The organism is Stenotrophomonas sp. RG-453 (assembly GCF_033843685.1).
GTDB classification, from domain to species: Bacteria; Pseudomonadota; Gammaproteobacteria; order Xanthomonadales; family Xanthomonadaceae; genus Stenotrophomonas; species Stenotrophomonas bentonitica_A.
Genome location: NZ_JAMYED010000002.1, coordinates 533652 through 550262 on the forward strand (window position 1 = coordinate 533652; position 16611 = coordinate 550262).

The 16611-nt window shown below is 62.0% G+C and carries 27 protein-coding genes; all 27 read right to left on the reverse strand.

Annotated elements, in window-relative coordinates; genetic code table 11:
* Nucleotides 1-6 precede the first annotated feature (6 nt).
* Nucleotides 7-363 (reverse strand): 30S ribosomal protein S13, encoded by a 357-nt coding sequence (gene rpsM / locus NJD74_RS05150; protein WP_019186163.1) that lies wholly within the window; start codon nucleotides 361-363, stop codon nucleotides 7-9.
* A gap of 345 nt (nucleotides 364-708) precedes the next feature.
* On the reverse strand, nucleotides 709-2064 hold the full coding sequence (gene secY / locus NJD74_RS05155) for a preprotein translocase subunit SecY (protein WP_019186162.1): 1356 nt from the start codon (nucleotides 2062-2064) through the stop codon (nucleotides 709-711).
* A gap of 3 nt (nucleotides 2065-2067) precedes the next feature.
* Nucleotides 2068-2511, reverse strand: coding sequence for a 50S ribosomal protein L15 (gene rplO / locus NJD74_RS05160; protein WP_019186161.1), 444 nt, complete (start codon nucleotides 2509-2511; stop codon nucleotides 2068-2070).
* 4 nt (nucleotides 2512-2515) lie between these two features.
* Nucleotides 2516-2707: a 50S ribosomal protein L30 gene (gene rpmD / locus NJD74_RS05165; RefSeq protein WP_019186160.1), complete on the reverse strand. Its 192-nt coding sequence runs from the start codon at nucleotides 2705-2707 to the stop codon at nucleotides 2516-2518.
* A complete protein-coding gene (gene rpsE / locus NJD74_RS05170; protein ID WP_019186159.1) occupies nucleotides 2700-3239 on the reverse strand; it encodes a 30S ribosomal protein S5 in 540 nt (179 codons plus the stop codon). Before rpsE ends, rpmD begins: the two co-directional genes overlap by 8 nt.
* A 158-nt stretch (nucleotides 3240-3397) precedes the next feature.
* Nucleotides 3398-3751 carry a 50S ribosomal protein L18 gene (rplR, locus tag NJD74_RS05175; protein WP_019186158.1) on the reverse strand — a complete coding sequence of 118 codons (354 nt, stop codon included), beginning with the start codon at nucleotides 3749-3751 and terminating at the stop codon, nucleotides 3398-3400.
* A gap of 31 nt (nucleotides 3752-3782) precedes the next feature.
* Nucleotides 3783-4310, reverse strand: a complete 528-nt coding sequence (rplF, locus tag NJD74_RS05180; RefSeq protein WP_019186157.1) for a 50S ribosomal protein L6 — start codon at nucleotides 4308-4310, stop codon at nucleotides 3783-3785.
* Between the two features lie 18 nt (nucleotides 4311-4328).
* Entirely contained in the window at nucleotides 4329-4727 is a 399-nt protein-coding gene (gene rpsH, locus NJD74_RS05185) for a 30S ribosomal protein S8 (protein ID WP_019186156.1), read from the reverse strand.
* Between the two features lie 263 nt (nucleotides 4728-4990).
* On the reverse strand, nucleotides 4991-5296 hold the full coding sequence (gene rpsN / locus NJD74_RS05190) for a 30S ribosomal protein S14 (protein WP_019186155.1): 306 nt from the start codon (nucleotides 5294-5296) through the stop codon (nucleotides 4991-4993).
* Nucleotides 5297-5314: 18 nt separating this feature from the next.
* Entirely contained in the window at nucleotides 5315-5857 is a 543-nt protein-coding gene (gene rplE / locus NJD74_RS05195) for a 50S ribosomal protein L5 (RefSeq protein WP_019186154.1), read from the reverse strand.
* A gap of 11 nt (nucleotides 5858-5868) precedes the next feature.
* The gene (rplX, locus tag NJD74_RS05200) at nucleotides 5869-6186 is read right to left on the reverse strand and encodes a 50S ribosomal protein L24 (protein WP_017355416.1); all 318 of its coding nucleotides are present in this window, start codon (nucleotides 6184-6186) and stop codon (nucleotides 5869-5871) included.
* 16 nt (nucleotides 6187-6202) lie between these two features.
* Entirely contained in the window at nucleotides 6203-6571 is a 369-nt protein-coding gene (gene rplN / locus NJD74_RS05205; RefSeq protein WP_019186153.1) for a 50S ribosomal protein L14, read from the reverse strand.
* Nucleotides 6572-6584: 13 nt separating this feature from the next.
* Nucleotides 6585-6854 (reverse strand): 30S ribosomal protein S17, encoded by a 270-nt coding sequence (gene rpsQ, locus NJD74_RS05210; protein WP_019186152.1) that lies wholly within the window; start codon nucleotides 6852-6854, stop codon nucleotides 6585-6587.
* An 11-nt stretch (nucleotides 6855-6865) separates the two neighbouring features.
* The gene (rpmC, locus tag NJD74_RS05215) at nucleotides 6866-7051 is read right to left on the reverse strand and encodes a 50S ribosomal protein L29 (protein ID WP_019186151.1); all 186 of its coding nucleotides are present in this window, start codon (nucleotides 7049-7051) and stop codon (nucleotides 6866-6868) included.
* Nucleotides 7051-7464, reverse strand: coding sequence for a 50S ribosomal protein L16 (rplP, locus tag NJD74_RS05220; protein WP_319623799.1), 414 nt, complete (start codon nucleotides 7462-7464; stop codon nucleotides 7051-7053). The genes rpmC and rplP overlap by 1 nt, the downstream gene beginning before the upstream one ends.
* 5 nt (nucleotides 7465-7469) lie before the next feature.
* On the reverse strand, nucleotides 7470-8204 hold the full coding sequence (gene rpsC / locus NJD74_RS05225; RefSeq protein ID WP_019186149.1) for a 30S ribosomal protein S3: 735 nt from the start codon (nucleotides 8202-8204) through the stop codon (nucleotides 7470-7472).
* A 17-nt stretch (nucleotides 8205-8221) separates the two neighbouring features.
* Nucleotides 8222-8557 carry a 50S ribosomal protein L22 gene (gene rplV, locus NJD74_RS05230; protein ID WP_017355410.1) on the reverse strand — a complete coding sequence of 112 codons (336 nt, stop codon included), beginning with the start codon at nucleotides 8555-8557 and terminating at the stop codon, nucleotides 8222-8224.
* A 12-nt stretch (nucleotides 8558-8569) separates the two neighbouring features.
* Nucleotides 8570-8839, reverse strand: a complete 270-nt coding sequence (rpsS, locus tag NJD74_RS05235) for a 30S ribosomal protein S19 (protein ID WP_019186148.1) — start codon at nucleotides 8837-8839, stop codon at nucleotides 8570-8572.
* 6 nt (nucleotides 8840-8845) lie between these two features.
* On the reverse strand, nucleotides 8846-9673 hold the full coding sequence (rplB, locus tag NJD74_RS05240) for a 50S ribosomal protein L2 (protein ID WP_017355408.1): 828 nt from the start codon (nucleotides 9671-9673) through the stop codon (nucleotides 8846-8848).
* A gap of 10 nt (nucleotides 9674-9683) precedes the next feature.
* Nucleotides 9684-9983, reverse strand: a complete 300-nt coding sequence (gene rplW / locus NJD74_RS05245; protein ID WP_019186147.1) for a 50S ribosomal protein L23 — start codon at nucleotides 9981-9983, stop codon at nucleotides 9684-9686.
* On the reverse strand, nucleotides 9980-10585 hold the full coding sequence (rplD, locus tag NJD74_RS05250; protein WP_019186146.1) for a 50S ribosomal protein L4: 606 nt from the start codon (nucleotides 10583-10585) through the stop codon (nucleotides 9980-9982). The genes rplW and rplD overlap by 4 nt, the downstream gene beginning before the upstream one ends.
* Nucleotides 10586-10597: 12 nt before the next feature.
* Nucleotides 10598-11248, reverse strand: coding sequence for a 50S ribosomal protein L3 (rplC, locus tag NJD74_RS05255; protein ID WP_019186145.1), 651 nt, complete (start codon nucleotides 11246-11248; stop codon nucleotides 10598-10600).
* Nucleotides 11249-11259: 11 nt separating this feature from the next.
* Nucleotides 11260-11571, reverse strand: a complete 312-nt coding sequence (rpsJ, locus tag NJD74_RS05260; protein ID WP_010341589.1) for a 30S ribosomal protein S10 — start codon at nucleotides 11569-11571, stop codon at nucleotides 11260-11262.
* 333 nt (nucleotides 11572-11904) lie between these two features.
* Complete coding sequence (gene tuf, locus NJD74_RS05265; protein ID WP_019186113.1) at nucleotides 11905-13095, reverse strand: elongation factor Tu; 1191 nt, start codon at nucleotides 13093-13095, stop codon at nucleotides 11905-11907.
* Between the two features lie 53 nt (nucleotides 13096-13148).
* Complete coding sequence (fusA, locus tag NJD74_RS05270; RefSeq protein ID WP_019186123.1) at nucleotides 13149-15290, reverse strand: elongation factor G; 2142 nt, start codon at nucleotides 15288-15290, stop codon at nucleotides 13149-13151.
* Nucleotides 15291-15426: 136 nt separating this feature from the next.
* Complete coding sequence (gene rpsG / locus NJD74_RS05275; RefSeq protein WP_019186122.1) at nucleotides 15427-15894, reverse strand: 30S ribosomal protein S7; 468 nt, start codon at nucleotides 15892-15894, stop codon at nucleotides 15427-15429.
* Between the two features lie 12 nt (nucleotides 15895-15906).
* Nucleotides 15907-16281 carry a 30S ribosomal protein S12 gene (gene rpsL / locus NJD74_RS05280; RefSeq protein ID WP_017356008.1) on the reverse strand — a complete coding sequence of 125 codons (375 nt, stop codon included), beginning with the start codon at nucleotides 16279-16281 and terminating at the stop codon, nucleotides 15907-15909.
* Between the last annotated feature and the right edge of the window lie 330 nt (nucleotides 16282-16611).

A 16611-nucleotide genomic window follows, 5' to 3' on the forward strand; every position in this document is an offset into this window, starting at 1 on the left:
GGTCCCTTACTTCCTGATCGCCTTGCGCGGGCCCTTGCGGGTGCGGGCGTTGGTACGGGTGCGCTGGCCACGAAGCGGCAGACCGCGACGGTGACGCAGACCGCGGTAGCAGCCCAGGTCCATCAGGCGCTTGATCGCGATACCGATTTCACGGCGCAGATCGCCTTCCACGATGTACTTGCCGACTTCGAGACGCAGACGCTCGATTTCCGGCTCCGACAGATCGCGGATCTTGGTGGTCGAGGTCACGCCTGCGGCGTCGCAGACCTTCTTCGAACGGGTACGGCCGATGCCGTAAATGCTTTGCAACCCGACCCAGACGTGCTTCTGGGCTGGCAGGTTGACGCCTGCAATACGCGCCATGACGCGGTTCTCCAGCTGAGTGATGGCCGACAGCGCACCATGGGCGCGCCAATCCGGCAGGATGGATCAAAAAAGTGAACTAGCGATTCTATCAAGGTCTCGGTTTACTGGGAAGCCCGTGGAACCTTGAGGTTCCATGGACCCGGCGTGGGGAGTGTGCCCATGCTCCGGCGCCGGATGTCGTTGACTGCAGAGGTTGCCCCCGCCGCCGCCCGCGCTACTCCCGCGCGGGACCACCACATCACACCCCCACCCGAAACCGCTGCAGGGGCCGCCCTTCGATTTGGAAGGCCAGTCCGGGAACCGGAGGGCCTTCACAACAAGAAGACTAGTGTAACAGGTCAATCAGCCGCGGGCAAAACCGCCGCGGTTGCCGCCCTTCAGGTTGGCCTTCTTCAACAGGCTCTCATACTGGTGAGACATCAGGTGCGCCTGGATCTGGGCGATGAAGTCCATCACCACCACCACCACGATCAGCAGCGAGGTGCCGCCGAAGTAGAACGAGGCGCCCAGCTGGGTGCGCAGGATTTCCGGCAGCAGGCAGACGATCACCAGGTACAGCGAACCGGCAGCCGTCAGGCGGGTCAGCACGGCATCCACGTAGTCGGCGGTGGCCTTGCCCGGACGGATGCCCGGAATCAGCGCGCCCGACTTCTTCAGGTTGTCGGCGGTTTCCTGCGAGTTGAACACCAGCGCGGTGTAGAAGAACGCAAAGCCACTGATCAGCGCAGCGAACACGATCATGTGCAGCGGCTCGCCCGGCCCGAGGGCGTTGGCGACCTTCTGCAGCCACGTGGCCGAGCTGGCCTGGCCGGACCACATCGCCAGCGTCGTCGGGAACGCCAGGATGCTCGAGGCGAAGATGGCCGGGATCACGCCCGCCATGTTCAGCTTCAGCGGCAGGAACGAGGTCTGGTTCATGTACGCGTTGCGGCCACCCTGGCGACGTGCGTAGTTCACCGTGATGCGGCGTTGGCCGCGCTCGACGAACACCACGAAGTAGGTGAAGGCCAGCACCACCAGCACGATCAGCAGCAGGGCGATGAAGCTCATGTTGCCGTCGCGGTAGGCTTCCACGGTGTGGATGACCGCGCCCGGCAGGCCGGCCACGATGCCGGCGAAGATGATCAGCGACACACCGTTGCCGATGCCACGCTCGGTGACCTGCTCACCGACCCACATCAGGAAGATGGTACCGGCGGTCAGCGCGACGATGGCGGTGAGCACGAAGCCCATGCCCGGTGCGTAGACGACCGGGGCACCGCCCGGGGAGACCTGGTTCTGCAGCGCCAGCGCGATGCTGCCGCCCTGCACCACCGCCAGCAACACGGCGCCGATGCGGGAATATTGGGTGATCTTGCGACGACCCGATTCACCTTCCTTCTGCATCGATTTCAATGCCGGGAAGATGTGGACCGCCAGCTGCATCACGATGGATGCCGAGATGTACGGCATCACGTTCAGCGCGAAAATGCTGAAACGGTGCAGGGCGCCGCCCGAGAACATGTTGAACATGTCCACGATGCCGCCGCCCTGCGCCTGCATGAGCGCAAGCATGGCATCGGGATTGACGCCAGGCACCGGCACATAACAGCCGATGCGGTAGACGATCAATGCCCCGATGACGAACAGCAGGCGCTGGCGGAGTTCCGTGAACTTGCCGAGCCCGCCGCCGAGGTTACCAATGCCAGCTTGCGCCATGTCTTACTCCTGTACGCTGCCGCCGGCAGCTTCGATCGCGGCCTTGGCACTGGCCGTTGCAGCGACGCCCTTCAGGGTGAAGGCCTTGGTCAGGTCACCCTTCATGACGATCTTGGCACGCTTGGCGGTGCTCGGGACCAGCTTGGCAGCGCGCAGCGCGGCAAAGTCGATCTCGCCGGCTTCCAGGCGTTCCAGCTGGTAGGACAGCACTTCAGCGGTGTCCTTGGCGATCTTGGAACGGAAACCGACCTTCGGCAGACGACGCTGCATGGGGGTCTGGCCGCCTTCGAAGCCTGCCTTGATCTTGCCGCCACCCTTACGGGCGAACGAACCCTTGTGGCCGCGGCCGCAGGTCTTGCCCAGGCCGGAGCCGATACCACGACCGACGCGGGTGCGCTCTTTACGAGCGCCCGGTGCCGGGCTCAATTCATTCAGATGCATGGTCATTGGATTATTCCTCAACCTTGACGAGGTAGTGGACCTTGTTGATCAGGCCGCGAACCTGCGGGCTGTCCTTCAGTTCACGCACATCGTTGAGCTTGTTCAGGCCCAGGGCACGCACCGACAGGCGGTGACGCGACTGGGTGCCACGCAGGCCAGCCACCAGGCGGACCTTGACGGTCTTGACGGTTTCATTAGCCATGGTTGAGATCCTCCACCTTCTTGCCGCGCTTGGCCGCGATGCGGACCGGCGACTGCATTTCGGTCAGACCCTTCAGCGTGGCGCGAACCAGGTTGATCGGGTTACGAGAACCGACGGCCTTGGCCAGCACGTTCTTGACGCCAACGGCTTCCAGGACGGCGCGCATGGCACCACCGGCAATCACACCGGTACCTTCGGAGGCCGGCATCATGAACACGCGGGCTGCGCCGTGGCCGGACTTCACCGGGTGCCACAGGGTGCCGTTGTTCAGATCGACGGTGGCCAGGTTCTTGCGAGCCTGTTCCATCGACTTCTGGATCGCGACCGGCACTTCACGCGCCTTGCCGTAACCGAAGCCGACCTTGCCTGCGCCGTCACCGACCACGGTAAGTGCGGTGAAGGTGAACTGGCGGCCGCCCTTGACGGTCTTGCTGACGCGGTTGACCGCGACCAGCTTTTCGATCATGCCGTCGTCGACTTTCTCTTCGCGGCGATCGCGATCGCGACCCCGCTGCTGACGTTCTTCTGCCATGTTGATTCCTTGATTGATTGAGTATGTACGGCTCAGGGCCGCTTATAGCTGTGAGATGGAGCGGTGATTCGAGCGCCCCTGCAGAAGAAGGACGTCGCCCGGCGCAACCCGCGCCGGCAGGCAGGCGGAAGCGGGGACCAGCCCCGCTTCCTTATCCCTTAGAACTGCAGGCCGCCTTCGCGGGCTGCATCAGCCAGTGCCTTGATGCGGCCGTGGTAGCGGTAGCCCGAGCGGTCGAAAGCGACCTTCTCGATGCCCGCAGCCTTGGCGCGCTCGGCGACCAGCTTGCCAACCTTGGCGGCGGCGTCGCTGTTCTTGCCGTTCTTCAGGCCTTCCTTGACGTCGGCCTGGGTGGTGTTGGCAGCTGCCAGCACCTTGGAGCCGTCGGCGGTGAAGACCTGGGCGTACAGGTGCTGACCGGTGCGCAGCACCGACAGACGCGGCACGCCGAGCACACGGATGTGGGCACGGGTCGACTTGGCACGACGCAGACGAGCGATGTTCTTGTTCATGATCTTTTTCCTTGAAAGCTGAGGGCGTGAGTTACGCCTTCTTGGCTTCCTTACGAATGATGACTTCGCCGGCGTACTTCACACCCTTGCCCTTGTAGGGCTCCGGCGGACGGAAGCCACGGATCTTGGCGGCAACTTCGCCAACGCGCTGCTTGTCGGTGCCCTGGACCAGCACTTCGGTCTGGGTCGGGGTCGAAATGGTGATGCCTTCCGGCGCCACGAACAGGACCGGATGCGAGAACCCGAGCGACAGGTTCAGGTCCTTGCCCTGCATGGCGGCACGGTAACCGACGCCGACCAGCTCGAGCTTGCGCTCGAAGCCTTCGGTCACGCCGTGGACCATGTTGGCCAGGATGGCGCGCACGGTGCCGGTGAGGGCGACCAGCGAGGCATCGTTGGCGGCCAGGGTGGCAACGCCGTTGTCGACAGTGATTTCAACGCCAGCAACCTTGGCAAGCGACAGGGTGCCCTTCGGGCCCTTCACGCTGACGGATTCCGGCTGGATGTTCAGTTCAACGCCCTTGGGCAGGTTGACTGGCTTCTTGGCTACGCGGGACATAGTTGTTTCCTTCTCGCCTTAGGCCACGAAGCACAGGACTTCGCCGCCGACGCCCAACTGGCGCGCCTGCGCATCAGTCATGATGCCCTTGGAGGTGGAGATGATGGAGATACCCAGGCCGTTGAGGACCTTCGGCAGCTCGGACTTGCCACGGTACTGGCGCAGACCCGAACGCGAGAAGCGCTTCAGGGTCTCGATGACCGGCTTGCCTTCGAAATACTTCAGGACGATTTCAAGCTCGGCCTTGTTGTTCTCGATCTTGGTCACGCGCAGATCGGTGATGTAGCCTTCGGCCTTCAACACCTCTGCGATTGCCACCTTGATCTTGGACGACGGTGCTTTCACCGTCTGCTTGCCAACCGCGGCCGCATTCTTGATGCGTACCAGCAGATCGGCGATGGGATCAGTCATGCTCATAGTCGATACCTTTGAGTGCACCGATATCCGCTTTCGCGAAAATCTTGTGTCTACCTGGGATGGGCCAGGGCCCTTGTTGCCTGTTCAGCGGACCAACGGCCCGCTCTACGCCAGCCCCCGTGACGGAGCAAGACGCGGGAGTATACGGCAAAAAGAGCCCGACTTGCGTCGGGCTCCCTTAATCCGGGATCAGGGCCGGAAAACCGACCCCTCTCCCCTGCCCCGTGCCGTGAAGGCGCGCGGCAGTGGAAGGGACGAATCCCTTACCAGCTGGCCTTGCGCAGGCCCGGCACGTCGCCACGCATGGTGGCTTCACGCAGCTTGTTACGGCCCAGGCCGAACTTGCTGTACACGCCACGCGGGCGGCCCGAGAGCTCGCAACGGTTGCGGTGACGGCTCGGCGACGAGTCGCGCGGCAGCTTCTGCAGCTTGATGACGGCCTCGGCCTTTTCGTCGTACGACGCGGTCGTGCTGGAGATGATCTTCTTCAGCTCTTCACGCTTGCCGGCGTACTTGACGGCCAGCTTCGCACGCTTGAGGTCGCGGTTGACCATGGAGGTCTTTGCCATTTCGGATTCCTCGACGTATCAGTTACGGAACGGGAACTTGAACGCTGCGAGCAGCGCCTTCGCTTCCGCATCGGTCTTGGCGGTGGTGGTGATGGCGATATCCATGCCACGGATCGCGTCGACAGCGTCGAAGTCGATTTCCGGGAAGATGATCTGTTCCTTCACACCCATGTTGAAGTTGCCGCGACCGTCGAAGGAACGACCCGAGACACCACGGAAGTCGCGCACGCGCGGCAACGAGATGTTGATCAGACGGTCCATGAACTCGTACATCTTTTCACGACGCAGCGTGGTCTTGCAGCCGATCGGCCAACCATCGCGGATCTTGAACGATGCCACCGAGACGCGGGACTTGGTCACGATCGGCTTCTGACCGGAGACCTTGGCCATATCGGCGACGGCATTTTCCAGGATCTTCTTGTTCGTGGCTGCTTCGCCGACACCCATGTTCAGGGTGACCTTGACCAGCTTCGGAACCTGCATCGGATTGGTGTAGCCGAACTGCTTCATCAGCGCCGGCACCACTTCTTCCTTGTAAAACTTTTCGAGACGGGAATTCATCAGCTCATTCCTCAGGCGTCGAGCGCCTCACCGCTGGAGCGGAACACACGCAGTTTGCGTCCATCCTCCAGCACCTTGAAGCCAACGCGCTCGCCCTTGCCCGAAGCCGGGTTCAGCACATTCACGTTGGAGATATGGATCGACGCTTCACGCTCGACCACGCCGCCGGCAACGCCTGCCTGCGGGTTCGGCTTGGTGTGGCGCTTGACGATGTTCACGTTGGCGACGATCACACGATCGCCGTCGACGCGGACGACTTCGCCCTGCTTGCCCTTGTCCTTGCCGGTGTTGACGACGACCTGGTCGCCCTTCTTGATACGGTTAGCCATGATTATCTCCTGGCGCTCACAGAACTTCGGGAGCGAGCGAGACGATCTTCATGAACTTCTCGGAACGAAGTTCACGGGTCACCGGTCCGAAGATGCGGGTGCCGATCGGCTCTTGCTTGTTGTTGAGCAGGACCGCGGCGTTGCCGTCGAAACGGATCAGCGAGCCATCGGCGCGACGCACACCCTTGCGGGTACGCACCACGACGGCGTCATACACTTCACCCTTCTTGACTTTGCCGCGCGGGATTGCGTCCTTCACGGTGACCTTGATGATGTCGCCGATGTGGGCATAACGGCGCTTGGAACCACCCAGCACCTTGATGCACATCAGTTCCTTGGCACCGGAGTTGTCCGCGGCGTCGAGGTAGCTCTGCATCTGGATCATGATTCAGATCTCCTTATTCAGCCGCACGCGTGATGACTTCCACCACGCGCCAGTTCTTGGTCTTGGACATCGGAGCAATCTCGGCCACGCGCACGACATCACCTTCGTTGCAGGTGTTGTCGGCGTCGTGTGCGTGCAGCTTGGTCGAACGCTTGATGTACTTGCCGTACAGGGCGTGCTTGACCAGGCGCTCCACCAACACGGTGACCGTCTTGTCCATCTTGTTGCTGACGACACGGCCTTCGACCGTGCGCAGCGTCTTGCTGTCGTTGTTATCGCTCATCGCGGCCATCCTTACTTGGTGCTGCCGAGCAGGGTCTTGACGCGAGCGATCTCGCGACGAACCCGGCGGGTTTCGTGGGTCTTCGGCAGCTGGCCAGTGACCTGCTGCATACGGAGCGAGAACTGCTCCTTACGCAGGTCGATCAGGTGGCTCTTCAGGTCGTCAGCCGACTTTTCGCGAAGTTGTTTGATATCCATCAGAGCACCGTCCGGGTCACGAAAGTGGTGGTCACGGAGAGCTTGGCGGCAGCCAGGCGGAACGCCTCACGTGCCACGTCTTCTGTGACGCCTTCGATTTCATAGATCATGCGGCCGGGCTGGATCTGGGCTACCCAGTACTCCACGTTGCCCTTACCAGAACCCATTCGGACTTCGATGGGCTTCTTGGTGATCGGCTTGTCGGGGAACACTCGGATCCACATCTTGCCGCCGCGCTTGACGTAGCGGCTGATCGAGCGGCGGGCCGCTTCGATCTGACGCGCGGTCAGCTGACCATGAGCGGTTGCCTTCAGGCCGTACTCGCCGAAGCTGACGGCGTTGCCGCTCCAGCTCAGACCATCGTTACGGCCCTTGTGTACCTTGCGGTATTTGGTTCGCTTGGGTTGCAACATTGTCGTTACCTCGCTTCACGAGCCGGGCGCGACGGACGGTCACCGCGGTCGCCGCGATCGTTACGATCGTTGCGCGGGGAGTCGTCCTGCTTTTCCTGGCCAACCTGGGAGAAATCGAAGACTTCGCCCTTGTAGATCCAGACCTTGATGCCGATGATGCCGTAGGTCGTCTTGGCTTCAGCGAAGCCATAGTCGATGTCGGCACGCAGCGTATGCAGCGGCACGCGGCCTTCGCGGTACCACTCCGAACGGGCGATTTCCGCGCCGTTCAAGCGGCCACCGACGTTGACCTTGATGCCCAGGGCACCGAGGCGCATCGCGTTGCCGACCGAGCGCTTCATCGCGCGGCGGAACATGATGCGACGCTCCAGCTGCTGCGCGATCGACTCGGCAACCAGCTGTGCGTCCAGCTCGGGTTTACGCACTTCGGTGACGTTGATGTGCGCCGGGACGCCCATCATTTCGCTCACTTCCTTGCGCAGCTTCTCGATGTCCTCACCGCGCTTGCCGATCACCACGCCCGGACGGGCGGTGTGGATCGTCACGCGAGCGGTCTTTGCCGGACGCTCGATCAGGATCTTGCTGATGCCGGCCTGCGCAAGCTTCTTGCGCAGCATGTCCCGCACCTTCAGGTCGGCTGCCAGATAACCAGCAAACTCGGCCTTGTTGGCGTACCACTTGGAGTTCCAGTCCTTGGAAATGCCGAGGCGGATACCAATCGGATGAACTTTATGACCCATGGTGTTTTCCTTTCCGCTTACTTGCCGGCGCCCACAACCACAGTGATGTGGCTGGTGCGCTTGAGGATGCGGGTGCCGCGGCCTTTCGCCCGCGCCATGAAACGCTTCAGGGTCGGACCTTCATCTACCATGATGGTCTGTACCTTCAGCTCGTCGACGTCGGCGCCCTGGTTGTTCTCGGCGTTTGCAATAGCCGACTCCACCACCTTCTTGATCAGGTGGGCAGCCTTCTTGTCCGAGAACTTCAGCAGGTTGACCGCACGCTCGGCCGGCAGGCCACGCACCTGGTCAGCGACCAGGCGGGCTTTCTGCGCAGAGATGCGCGCGGAGCGCAGGATTGCTTTCGCTTCCATTGTCATCTCTCCTTACTTGCCCGACTTCTTGTCACCACCGTGACCCTTGAAGGTCCGGGTGATGGCAAATTCGCCGAGCTTGTGGCCGACCATGTTCTCGTTGACGAGCACCGGAACGTGGTTCTTACCGTTATGAACGGCGATGGTGACGCCTACCATTTCCGGCAGGATCATCGAACGGCGCGACCAGGTCTTGATCGGCTTCTTGCTACCCGCAGCGGCTTCCACCTTCTTGATGAGGTGGTGATCGACAAACGGGCCCTTCTTGAGTGAACGTGCCATGGTCGATTAGCCCCTACGATCGCGGACGATGAATTGCTGGGTGCGCTTGTTATGGCGCGTCTTGTAACCCTTGGTCGGGACACCCCACGGGGTGACCGGATGCGGGTTGCCCTGGCCGGCCTTCGCCTCACCACCACCGTGCGGATGGTCAACCGGGTTCATGGCAGCACCACGAACGGTCGGGCGGACACCACGCCAGCGCTTGGCGCCAGCCTTGCCCAGCTTTTCCAGGTTGTGTTCGTCGTTACCGACTTCACCGATGGTGGCGCGGCACTCGACCGGCACCTTGCGCATTTCACCCGAGCGCAGGCGCAGGGTGGCGTAGATGCCTTCACGAGCGACGAGCTGCACGGCAGCGCCGGCGGCACGCGCGATCTGTGCACCCTTGCCCGGCTTCAGTTCGATGCCGTGGACAGTGGTACCGACCGGGATGTTGCGCAGCGGCAGGGTGTTGCCGGTCTTGATCGGCGCATCCGAACCCGCGATCACCTGGTCACCGGCCTTCAGGCCCTTCGGTGCGATGATGTAGCGGCGTTCGCCGTCGACGTAGCACAGCAGGGCGATATGGGCGGTGCGGTTCGGATCGTATTCGATGCGTTCCACGCGCGCCGGAATGCCTTCCTTGTTGCGCTTGAAGTCGATGACACGGTAGTGCTGCTTGTGACCACCACCCACGTGACGGGTGGTGATGCGGCCGTGGTGGTTACGACCACCGGACTTGCTCTGCGGCTCCAGCAGCGCGGCATGCGGCGCGCCCTTGTGCAGATCGGGCGTGACCACGCGCACGGCCGAACGGCGGCCGGGAGAAGTGGGTTTGAATTTCATCAATGGCATGGGATGGACCTCAGGCCTTGGCCGTTACATCGATGGACTGGCCATCGGCGAGACGCACGTACGCCTTGCGCCAATCGCCGCGGCGGCCGGTGCGGTTACGGAAGGACTTGTTCTTGCCCTTCACGTTCAGCACGTTGACCGACTCGACCTTGACGTCGAACAGCTGCTCGACCGCGGCCTTTACATCGGCCTTGGTGGCTTCGTTCGAAACTTCGAAGACATACTGGTTGGAATGTTCCTGCAGGCGCGCGGTCTTTTCGGAGACTCGCGGAGCGCGCAGCACGCTGAAGACTTTTTCGTTGCTGCTCATGCCAGCCACTCCTCGACCTTCTTGACCGCATCAGCGGTGATGACGACCGTGTCGGCACCGACCAGCGACACCGGGTCCAGGCCCTGCACGTCACGCACTTCCACGTAGGGAATGTTGCGGGCCGACAGGTACAGGTGCTCGGAAGCATCTTCGGTGACGATCAGCGGACGCTTGCCCACTTCCAGGCCGGCCAGCTTGGCGATCAACGACTTGGTGTTGGTCGCTTCGACATCGAAGGACTCCACGATCGTCAGACGGCCCTGGCGGTTCAGCTCGGACAGGATCGCGCACATGGCTGCACGGTACTGCTTACGGTTGACCTTCTGCTCGAAGCTGCGCGGCTTGGCCGCGAAGGTGACACCGCCGCCGATGAAGATCGGAGCCGTCAGTGCGCCATGACGCGCGCCGCCGCCCTTCTGCTTCTTCGACTTCTTGGTGGTACCAGCCACTTCAGAGCGAGTCTTCTGCGCCTTGGTGCCGGCGCGACCGGCGTTGCGGTAAGCAACGACGACCTGGTGAACCAGATCTTCGCTGAAATCGCGACCGAACACGGCATCGGAGACCGAGACCTTGTTGTTGCTACCCGTGATAACGAGTTCCATCGTCATCTCTCCTTATGCCTTGCTAGCCGGACGAACGATCACGTCACCACCCGCTGCGCCCGGAACGGCACCACGGATCGCGATCAGACCACGCTCGACATCGACCTTCACCACTTCCAGGTTCTGGGTGCTCTGCTGCACCGAACCCATGTGGCCGGACATCTTCTTACCCGGGAAAACGCGACCCGGGGTCTGGCGCTGGCCCAAGGAACCCGGCGCGCGATGCGACAGCGAGTTACCGTGGGTTGCATCGCCCATACGGAAGTTGTAGCGCTTGATGGTGCCCTGGAAGCCCTTACCCTTGGTAACACCCTGGACGTCGACCTTCTGGCCAACTTCAAAGATGTCCGCCTTGACTTCGCCGCCGACGGCGAAATCGCCGAGCTGCGCGTCTTCAACGCGGAATTCCCACAGGCCACGGCCCGCGTCGACCTTCGCCTTGGCGAAGTGACCGGCTTCCGGCTTGTTGACCAGGGCAGCGCGACGCGCGCCGACGGTCACCTGGACGGCGCTGTAGCCGTCAGCTTCGACGGTCTTGATCTGCGCGATGCGGTTCGGGGTGGCTTCAATCAGGGTTACCGGGATGGCCTGGCCATCTTCGGTGAACACGCGGCTCATGCCAGCCTTGCGGCCCACGAAGCCCAACGAATATTTCTTCGTCATGGTCGTAGTCCTCAGGTCAGCTTGATCTGAACGTCGACGCCGGCAGCCAGTTCGAGCTTCATCAGCGCGTCCACGGTCTTGTCGTTCGGGTCAACGATATCGAGCACGCGCTTGTGCGTGCGGGTCTCGTACTGGTCACGCGCGTCTTTGTCGACGTGCGGGGAGACGAGAATGGTGTAACGCTCGATCTTGGTCGGCAGGGGGATCGGGCCACGCACTTGCGCGCCGGTCCGCTTTGCCGTTTCTACGATCTCGCTGGCCGAACGGTCGATCAAACGATGATCGAACGCCTTCAGCCGAATCCGGATCTTTTGGTCCGCCATGACGGTGGGTTCCTTCGTTAAAAGAGCGACGGACAAGGCCTCTGGGTTGCCTTGTCCCATGAATATCCTGAATGCAGACGCCGCACATTCCTGCGCGGCGACAAGATCTTTCCGTAGACCTCAAAAATCGAGGCAGACCGGTTTCCCGATCTGCCCAGACAAAAAGTATAGCGCGCATACAAGTTGGCAGTCAACAGGGTCACTGTTGACAAAGCCTGAATGGCGCGACCCTTCCTGGTCTGGGGAACACGAGGAGCGTCCTGCGCCTCTTTTCCCATTTAATTACGCCCCGATGCCCTACCCAGGCAACATCGGGGCGCAGATTCTAGCAGATTACTCGAGGATCTTGGAGACCACGCCGGCGCCGACGGTACGACCGCCTTCACGGATGGCGAAGCGCAGGCCTTCGTCCATTGCCACCGGGTTGATCAGGGTGACAACCATCTTCACGTTGTCGCCCGGCATCACCATTTCCACACCTTCCGGCAGTTCGCAAGCGCCGGTGATGTCGGTGGTACGGAAGTAGAACTGCGGACGGTAGCCCTTGAAGAACGGGGTGTGGCGGCCGCCTTCGTCCTTGGACAGGACGTAGACTTCGGCGTCGAACTTGGTGTGCGGCTTGATCGAGCCCGGCTTGGCCAGGACCTGGCCACGCTCGACGTCGTCACGCTTGGTGCCGCGCAGCAGCAGACCGGCGTTGTCACCTGCCTGACCCTGGTCCAGCAGCTTGCGGAACATTTCCACGCCGGTCACGGTGGTCTTCTGGACCGGACGGATACCGACGATTTCGATTTCTTCGCCGACCTTGATCACGCCGCGCTCGATACGACCGGTCACCACGGTGCCGCGGCCCGAGATCGAGAACACGTCTTCCACCGGCATCAGGAAGGGCTTGTCGACGTCACGCTCCGGGGTCGGGATCCAGCTGTCGAGAGCTTCGACCAGCTTGATCACGGCCGGCACGCCGATCTCGCTCTGGTCGCCTTCCAGCGCCAGACGGGCCGAACCCGAGATGATCGGGGTGTCGTCGCCCGGGAAGTCGTACTTGCTCAGCAGCTCGCGGACTTCCATTTCGACCAGTTCCAGCAGCTCGGCGTCATCGACCATGTCTGCCTTGTTCAGGAAGACGACGATGTACGGCACGCCGACCTGACGCGACAGCAGGATGTGCTCGCGGGTCTGCGGCATCGGGCCGTCAGCAGCAGAGCAGACCAGGATCGCGCCGTCCATCTGGGCAGCACCGGTGATCATGTTCTTGACGTAGTCAGCATGGCCCGGGCAATCGACGTGGGCGTAGTGACGAACGGTGGATTCGTATTCGACGTGCGCGGTCGAGATCGTGATGCCACGTGCCTTTTCTTCCGGCGCGGCGTCGATCGCGGAGTAATCCTTGAATTCGCCACCGAAGCGCTCGGCACCGATCTTGGTCAGTGCAGCGGTCAGCGTGGTCTTGCCGTGATCGACGTGACCGATGGTGCCGACGTTGACGTGCGGCTTGGTGCGCTCGAACTTACCCTTTGCCATTGTTGTATACCTTGGATATCAGAAAAGAATGAGGTGGAGTCCTGAGCTTATGCTCAGGACTTCTTGACCACGGCTTCGGCGATGTTCGACGGAGCCGGCTCGTAATGGTCGAATTCCATCGTGAACGTTGCACGACCCTGGGTCTGCGAACGCAGCGAGGTCGCGTAGCCGAACATTTCACCCAGCGGAATCATCGCATTGATGATTTCAGCCGAACCGTCACCGGTCACGCTCGAACCCTGCAGCATGCCGCGACGACGGCTCACGTCGCCCATCACGTCACCCTGGTAATCGCTCGGGGTCACGATCTCGACCTTCATGATCGGCTCCAGCAGGACCGGCTTGGCCTTGGAGAAGCCCTGCTTGAAGGCCATCGAGGCGGCCAGCTTGAACGCCATTTCCGAGGAGTCGACGTCGTGGTACGAGCCGAACACCAGCTTGACCTTGACGTCCACGACCGGGAAGCCCGCCAGCGGACCGCTGGTGATGGTTTCGCGCAGACCCTTTTCGATCGACGGAATGAATTCCTTCGGAATCACGCCACCGGTGATGTCGTTGATGAACAGGAAGTCGTCCTTGATCAGCGGCCCGATCTTCGGGTCGGCACGATCTTCGGCGGTGATCGGCGACAGCTCGATCACGACGTGACCGTACTGACCCTTACCACCGGACTGCTTGGCGTGCTTGTAGTCCGACTTGACGTCCGCGGCCTGGATGGTTTCGCGGTAGGCCACCTGCGGCTTGCCGACGTTGGCTTCAACGTTGAACTCGCGCTTCATGCGGTCCACGATGATGTCCAGGTGCAGCTCGCCCATGCCCGAGATGATGGTCTGGCCGGATTCTTCGTCGGTCTTGACGCGGAACGACGGATCTTCCTGCGCCAGACGGCCCAGGGCCAGACCCATCTTTTCCTGGTCGGACTTGGTCTTCGGTTCGACGGCCATCGAGATCACCGGCTCCGGGAACACCATGCGCTCCAGGATGATCGGGTGGTCCTGCGAGCACAGGGTGTCGCCGGTGGTGGTGTCCTTCAGACCCACCGCCGCGGCGATGTCACCGGCCAGCACTTCCTTGATTTCTTCGCGATCGTTGGAGTGCATCTGCAGGATGCGGCCGATGCGCTCCTTCTTGCCCTTCACCGAGTTCAGCAGCTGGTCGCCGGCGTTCAGCGTGCCCGAGTAGACACGGAAGAAGGTCAGCGCGCCGACGAACGGGTCGGTGATGATCTTGAAGGCCAGGGCCGAGAACGGCGCCTTGTCATCGGACTTGCGGCTCAGCGCAACGGTTTCATCGTCGACGTCGGTACCGGTCACGTCCGGCACGTCGATCGGCGACGGCAGCAGCTGCACCACGCCGTCCAGCATGGCCTGCACGCCCTTGTTCTTGAACGCCGAGCCGCAGTACATCGGCACGATGTCGGTGGCCAGGGTGCGCACGCGCAGGGCTTCGACGATTTCGGCCTCGGTCAGCTCTTCGCCGCCCAGGTACTTTTCCATCAGCTCTTCGCTGGCTTCAGCCGCAGCTTCGATCATGTAGGTGCGGGCCTCTTCGGCCTCCGCCTGCATGTCCGCCGGGATCTCCAGGTACTCGAACTTCATGCCCTGCGAGGCTTCATCCCAATGGATGGCCTTCATCTTGATGAGGTCGACCACGCCCTTGAAGTTGTCTTCGGCGCCGATCGGCAGCTGCATCGGGACGGCGACAGCACCCAGCTTGGCCTTCAGCTGGCCAACGACCTTGGTGAAGTTCGCGCCGGTGCGGTCCATCTTGTTGACGAACGCGATGCGCGGCACCTTGTAACGGTTGGCCTGGCGCCACACGGTTTCCGACTGCGGCTGCACGCCACCGACGGCGCACAGCACGAAGACGGCACCGTCGAGCACGCGCAGCGAGCGCTCCACTTCGATGGTGAAGTCGACGTGCCCGGGGGTGTCGATGATGTTGAAGCGGTGCTCCGGCAGGGACTTGTCCATGCCCTTCCAGAACGCGGTGGTGGCAGCGGACTGGATCGTGATGCCACGCTCCTGCTCCTGCTCCATCCAGTCCATGGTGGCAGCGCCGTCATGCACTTCACCGATCTTGTGGCTCTTGCCGGTGTAGAACAGGATGCGCTCGGACGTGGTGGTCTTGCCGGCATCGATGTGGGCCATGATGCCGAAATTGCGGTAACGCTCGATGGGAGTGGTGCGGGCCACGGGAGCCTCTCAATTTCTTGGAATTCGGATGGCCGAACGCCGCCTTTCGGCGGCCTTCGGATTGGCGCGGCACCCCAGGTGCCGCGGGGCAGCACCTAGATGGTGCTGCCGTGCCTGTTTTGCAAGGCCGTCAAACTCACCAGCGGTAGTGCGCGAAGGCCTTGTTGGCTTCGGCCATGCGGTGGGTTTCTTCGCGCTTCTTGATGGCGCCACCACGATTTTCCGAGGCGTCCAGCAGTTCGGCAGCCAGCTTCTTCGGCATGGTGTTCTCACCACGCTTGCGCGCCGAGTCGATCAGCCAACGCATCGCCAGTGCCATCTTGCGCGAGGAACGCACTTCGACCGGCACCTGGTAGGTGGCACCACCGACGCGGCGGGACTTGACTTCGACCGACGGAGCCACGTTTTCCAGAGCCTTCTGAACCAGCTCGACGGAATTCGGGTTCTTTTCGCCGATCACGTCCATGGCACCGTAGACGATCTTTTCAGCGACCGACTTCTTGCCGCTCAGCATCACCATGTTGATGAAACGAGCGATGGTTTCACTTCCGTGCTTCGGATCCGGCAGGACAGAGCGCTGCGGCGTATTACCTTTACGAGACATGTGTACTTTCCCTTAGCTCTTCGGACGCTTGGCGCCGTACTTGGAACGGCCCTGGCGACGCTTGGCAACGCCGGAGGCGTCCAGCGAGCCACGCACGGTGTGGTAACGCACACCCGGCAGATCCTTGACGCGACCGCCACGGATCAGGACCACGGAGTGTTCCTGCAGGTTGTGGCCTTCGCCGCCGATGTAGCTAATCACTTCTTCCTGGTTGGTCAGGCGAACCTTGGCAACCTTGCGAAGCGCCGAGTTCGGCTTCTTCGGAGTGGTGGTGTACACGCGCGTGCAGACGCCACGGCGCTGGGGGCACTTATCGAGGGCCGGGGAGGCACTCTTATAAGTGGTTGCCTGCCGCGGCTTGCGGACAAGCTGATTGATCGTCGCCATCAGTATGTTCTTCTGAGAGAGGCCAATGAAAAGACTGGCCATGAATGCGGAAATGTGCGAGCAGGCGAAAGACCGGCCTGCTGAGACAGACGATTGTAGCAACCCGGCGAAAACGCAGTCAAATGCGCACGCGCCAAGCCAGCCCTGATCCCGGGCCGTTACAGGGGAGCCTTTTCCATGCCCCCCGTTCAGGTTGTCAAGCCGGTCCGTTGAAAGACCGGCGGGCATCCTACCTCATCGGCAGGCGTACGACCAGTGGCCGATGCCTGCTGATTTGCCGGGAGGGCCATCGACCGGAGTCGACGCCCTGCCCTGCCGCCGGCCCGGCCG

What these genes read in the sequence shown, in the direction of transcription:
- rpsM (WP_019186163.1), bottom strand. Translation starts at nt 363, where the DNA reads ATGGCGCGTATTGCAGGCGTCAACCTGCCAGCCCAGAAGCACGTCTGG.
- secY (WP_019186162.1), bottom strand. Translation starts at nt 2,064, where the DNA reads ATGGCGCAAGCTGGCATTGGTAACCTCGGCGGCGGGCTCGGCAAGTTC.
- rplO (WP_019186161.1), bottom strand. Translation starts at nt 2,511, where the DNA reads ATGACCATGCATCTGAATGAATTGAGCCCGGCACCGGGCGCTCGTAAA.
- rpmD (WP_019186160.1), bottom strand. Translation starts at nt 2,707, where the DNA reads ATGGCTAATGAAACCGTCAAGACCGTCAAGGTCCGCCTGGTGGCTGGC.
- rpsE (WP_019186159.1), bottom strand. Translation starts at nt 3,239, where the DNA reads ATGGCAGAAGAACGTCAGCAGCGGGGTCGCGATCGCGATCGCCGCGAA.
- rplR (WP_019186158.1), bottom strand. Translation starts at nt 3,751, where the DNA reads ATGAACAAGAACATCGCTCGTCTGCGTCGTGCCAAGTCGACCCGTGCC.
- rplF (WP_019186157.1), bottom strand. Translation starts at nt 4,310, where the DNA reads ATGTCCCGCGTAGCCAAGAAGCCAGTCAACCTGCCCAAGGGCGTTGAA.
- rpsH (WP_019186156.1), bottom strand. Translation starts at nt 4,727, where the DNA reads ATGAGCATGACTGATCCCATCGCCGATCTGCTGGTACGCATCAAGAAT.
- rpsN (WP_019186155.1), bottom strand. Translation starts at nt 5,296, where the DNA reads ATGGCAAAGACCTCCATGGTCAACCGCGACCTCAAGCGTGCGAAGCTG.
- rplE (WP_019186154.1), bottom strand. Translation starts at nt 5,857, where the DNA reads ATGAATTCCCGTCTCGAAAAGTTTTACAAGGAAGAAGTGGTGCCGGCG.
- rplX (WP_017355416.1), bottom strand. Translation starts at nt 6,186, where the DNA reads ATGGCTAACCGTATCAAGAAGGGCGACCAGGTCGTCGTCAACACCGGC.
- rplN (WP_019186153.1), bottom strand. Translation starts at nt 6,571, where the DNA reads ATGATCCAGATGCAGAGCTACCTCGACGCCGCGGACAACTCCGGTGCC.
- rpsQ (WP_019186152.1), bottom strand. Translation starts at nt 6,854, where the DNA reads ATGAGCGATAACAACGACAGCAAGACGCTGCGCACGGTCGAAGGCCGT.
- rpmC (WP_019186151.1), bottom strand. Translation starts at nt 7,051, where the DNA reads ATGGATATCAAACAACTTCGCGAAAAGTCGGCTGACGACCTGAAGAGC.
- rplP (WP_319623799.1), bottom strand. Translation starts at nt 7,464, where the DNA reads ATGTTGCAACCCAAGCGAACCAAATACCGCAAGGTACACAAGGGCCGT.
- rpsC (WP_019186149.1), bottom strand. Translation starts at nt 8,204, where the DNA reads ATGGGTCATAAAGTTCATCCGATTGGTATCCGCCTCGGCATTTCCAAG.
- rplV (WP_017355410.1), bottom strand. Translation starts at nt 8,557, where the DNA reads ATGGAAGCGAAAGCAATCCTGCGCTCCGCGCGCATCTCTGCGCAGAAA.
- rpsS (WP_019186148.1), bottom strand. Translation starts at nt 8,839, where the DNA reads ATGGCACGTTCACTCAAGAAGGGCCCGTTTGTCGATCACCACCTCATC.
- rplB (WP_017355408.1), bottom strand. Translation starts at nt 9,673, where the DNA reads ATGCCATTGATGAAATTCAAACCCACTTCTCCCGGCCGCCGTTCGGCC.
- rplW (WP_019186147.1), bottom strand. Translation starts at nt 9,983, where the DNA reads ATGAGCAGCAACGAAAAAGTCTTCAGCGTGCTGCGCGCTCCGCGAGTC.
- rplD (WP_019186146.1), bottom strand. Translation starts at nt 10,585, where the DNA reads ATGGAACTCGTTATCACGGGTAGCAACAACAAGGTCTCGGTCTCCGAT.
- rplC (WP_019186145.1), bottom strand. Translation starts at nt 11,248, where the DNA reads ATGACGAAGAAATATTCGTTGGGCTTCGTGGGCCGCAAGGCTGGCATG.
- rpsJ (WP_010341589.1), bottom strand. Translation starts at nt 11,571, where the DNA reads ATGGCGGACCAAAAGATCCGGATTCGGCTGAAGGCGTTCGATCATCGT.
- tuf (WP_019186113.1), bottom strand. Translation starts at nt 13,095, where the DNA reads ATGGCAAAGGGTAAGTTCGAGCGCACCAAGCCGCACGTCAACGTCGGC.
- rpsG (WP_019186122.1), bottom strand. Translation starts at nt 15,894, where the DNA reads ATGTCTCGTAAAGGTAATACGCCGCAGCGCTCTGTCCTGCCGGATCCG.
- rpsL (WP_017356008.1), bottom strand. Translation starts at nt 16,281, where the DNA reads ATGGCGACGATCAATCAGCTTGTCCGCAAGCCGCGGCAGGCAACCACT.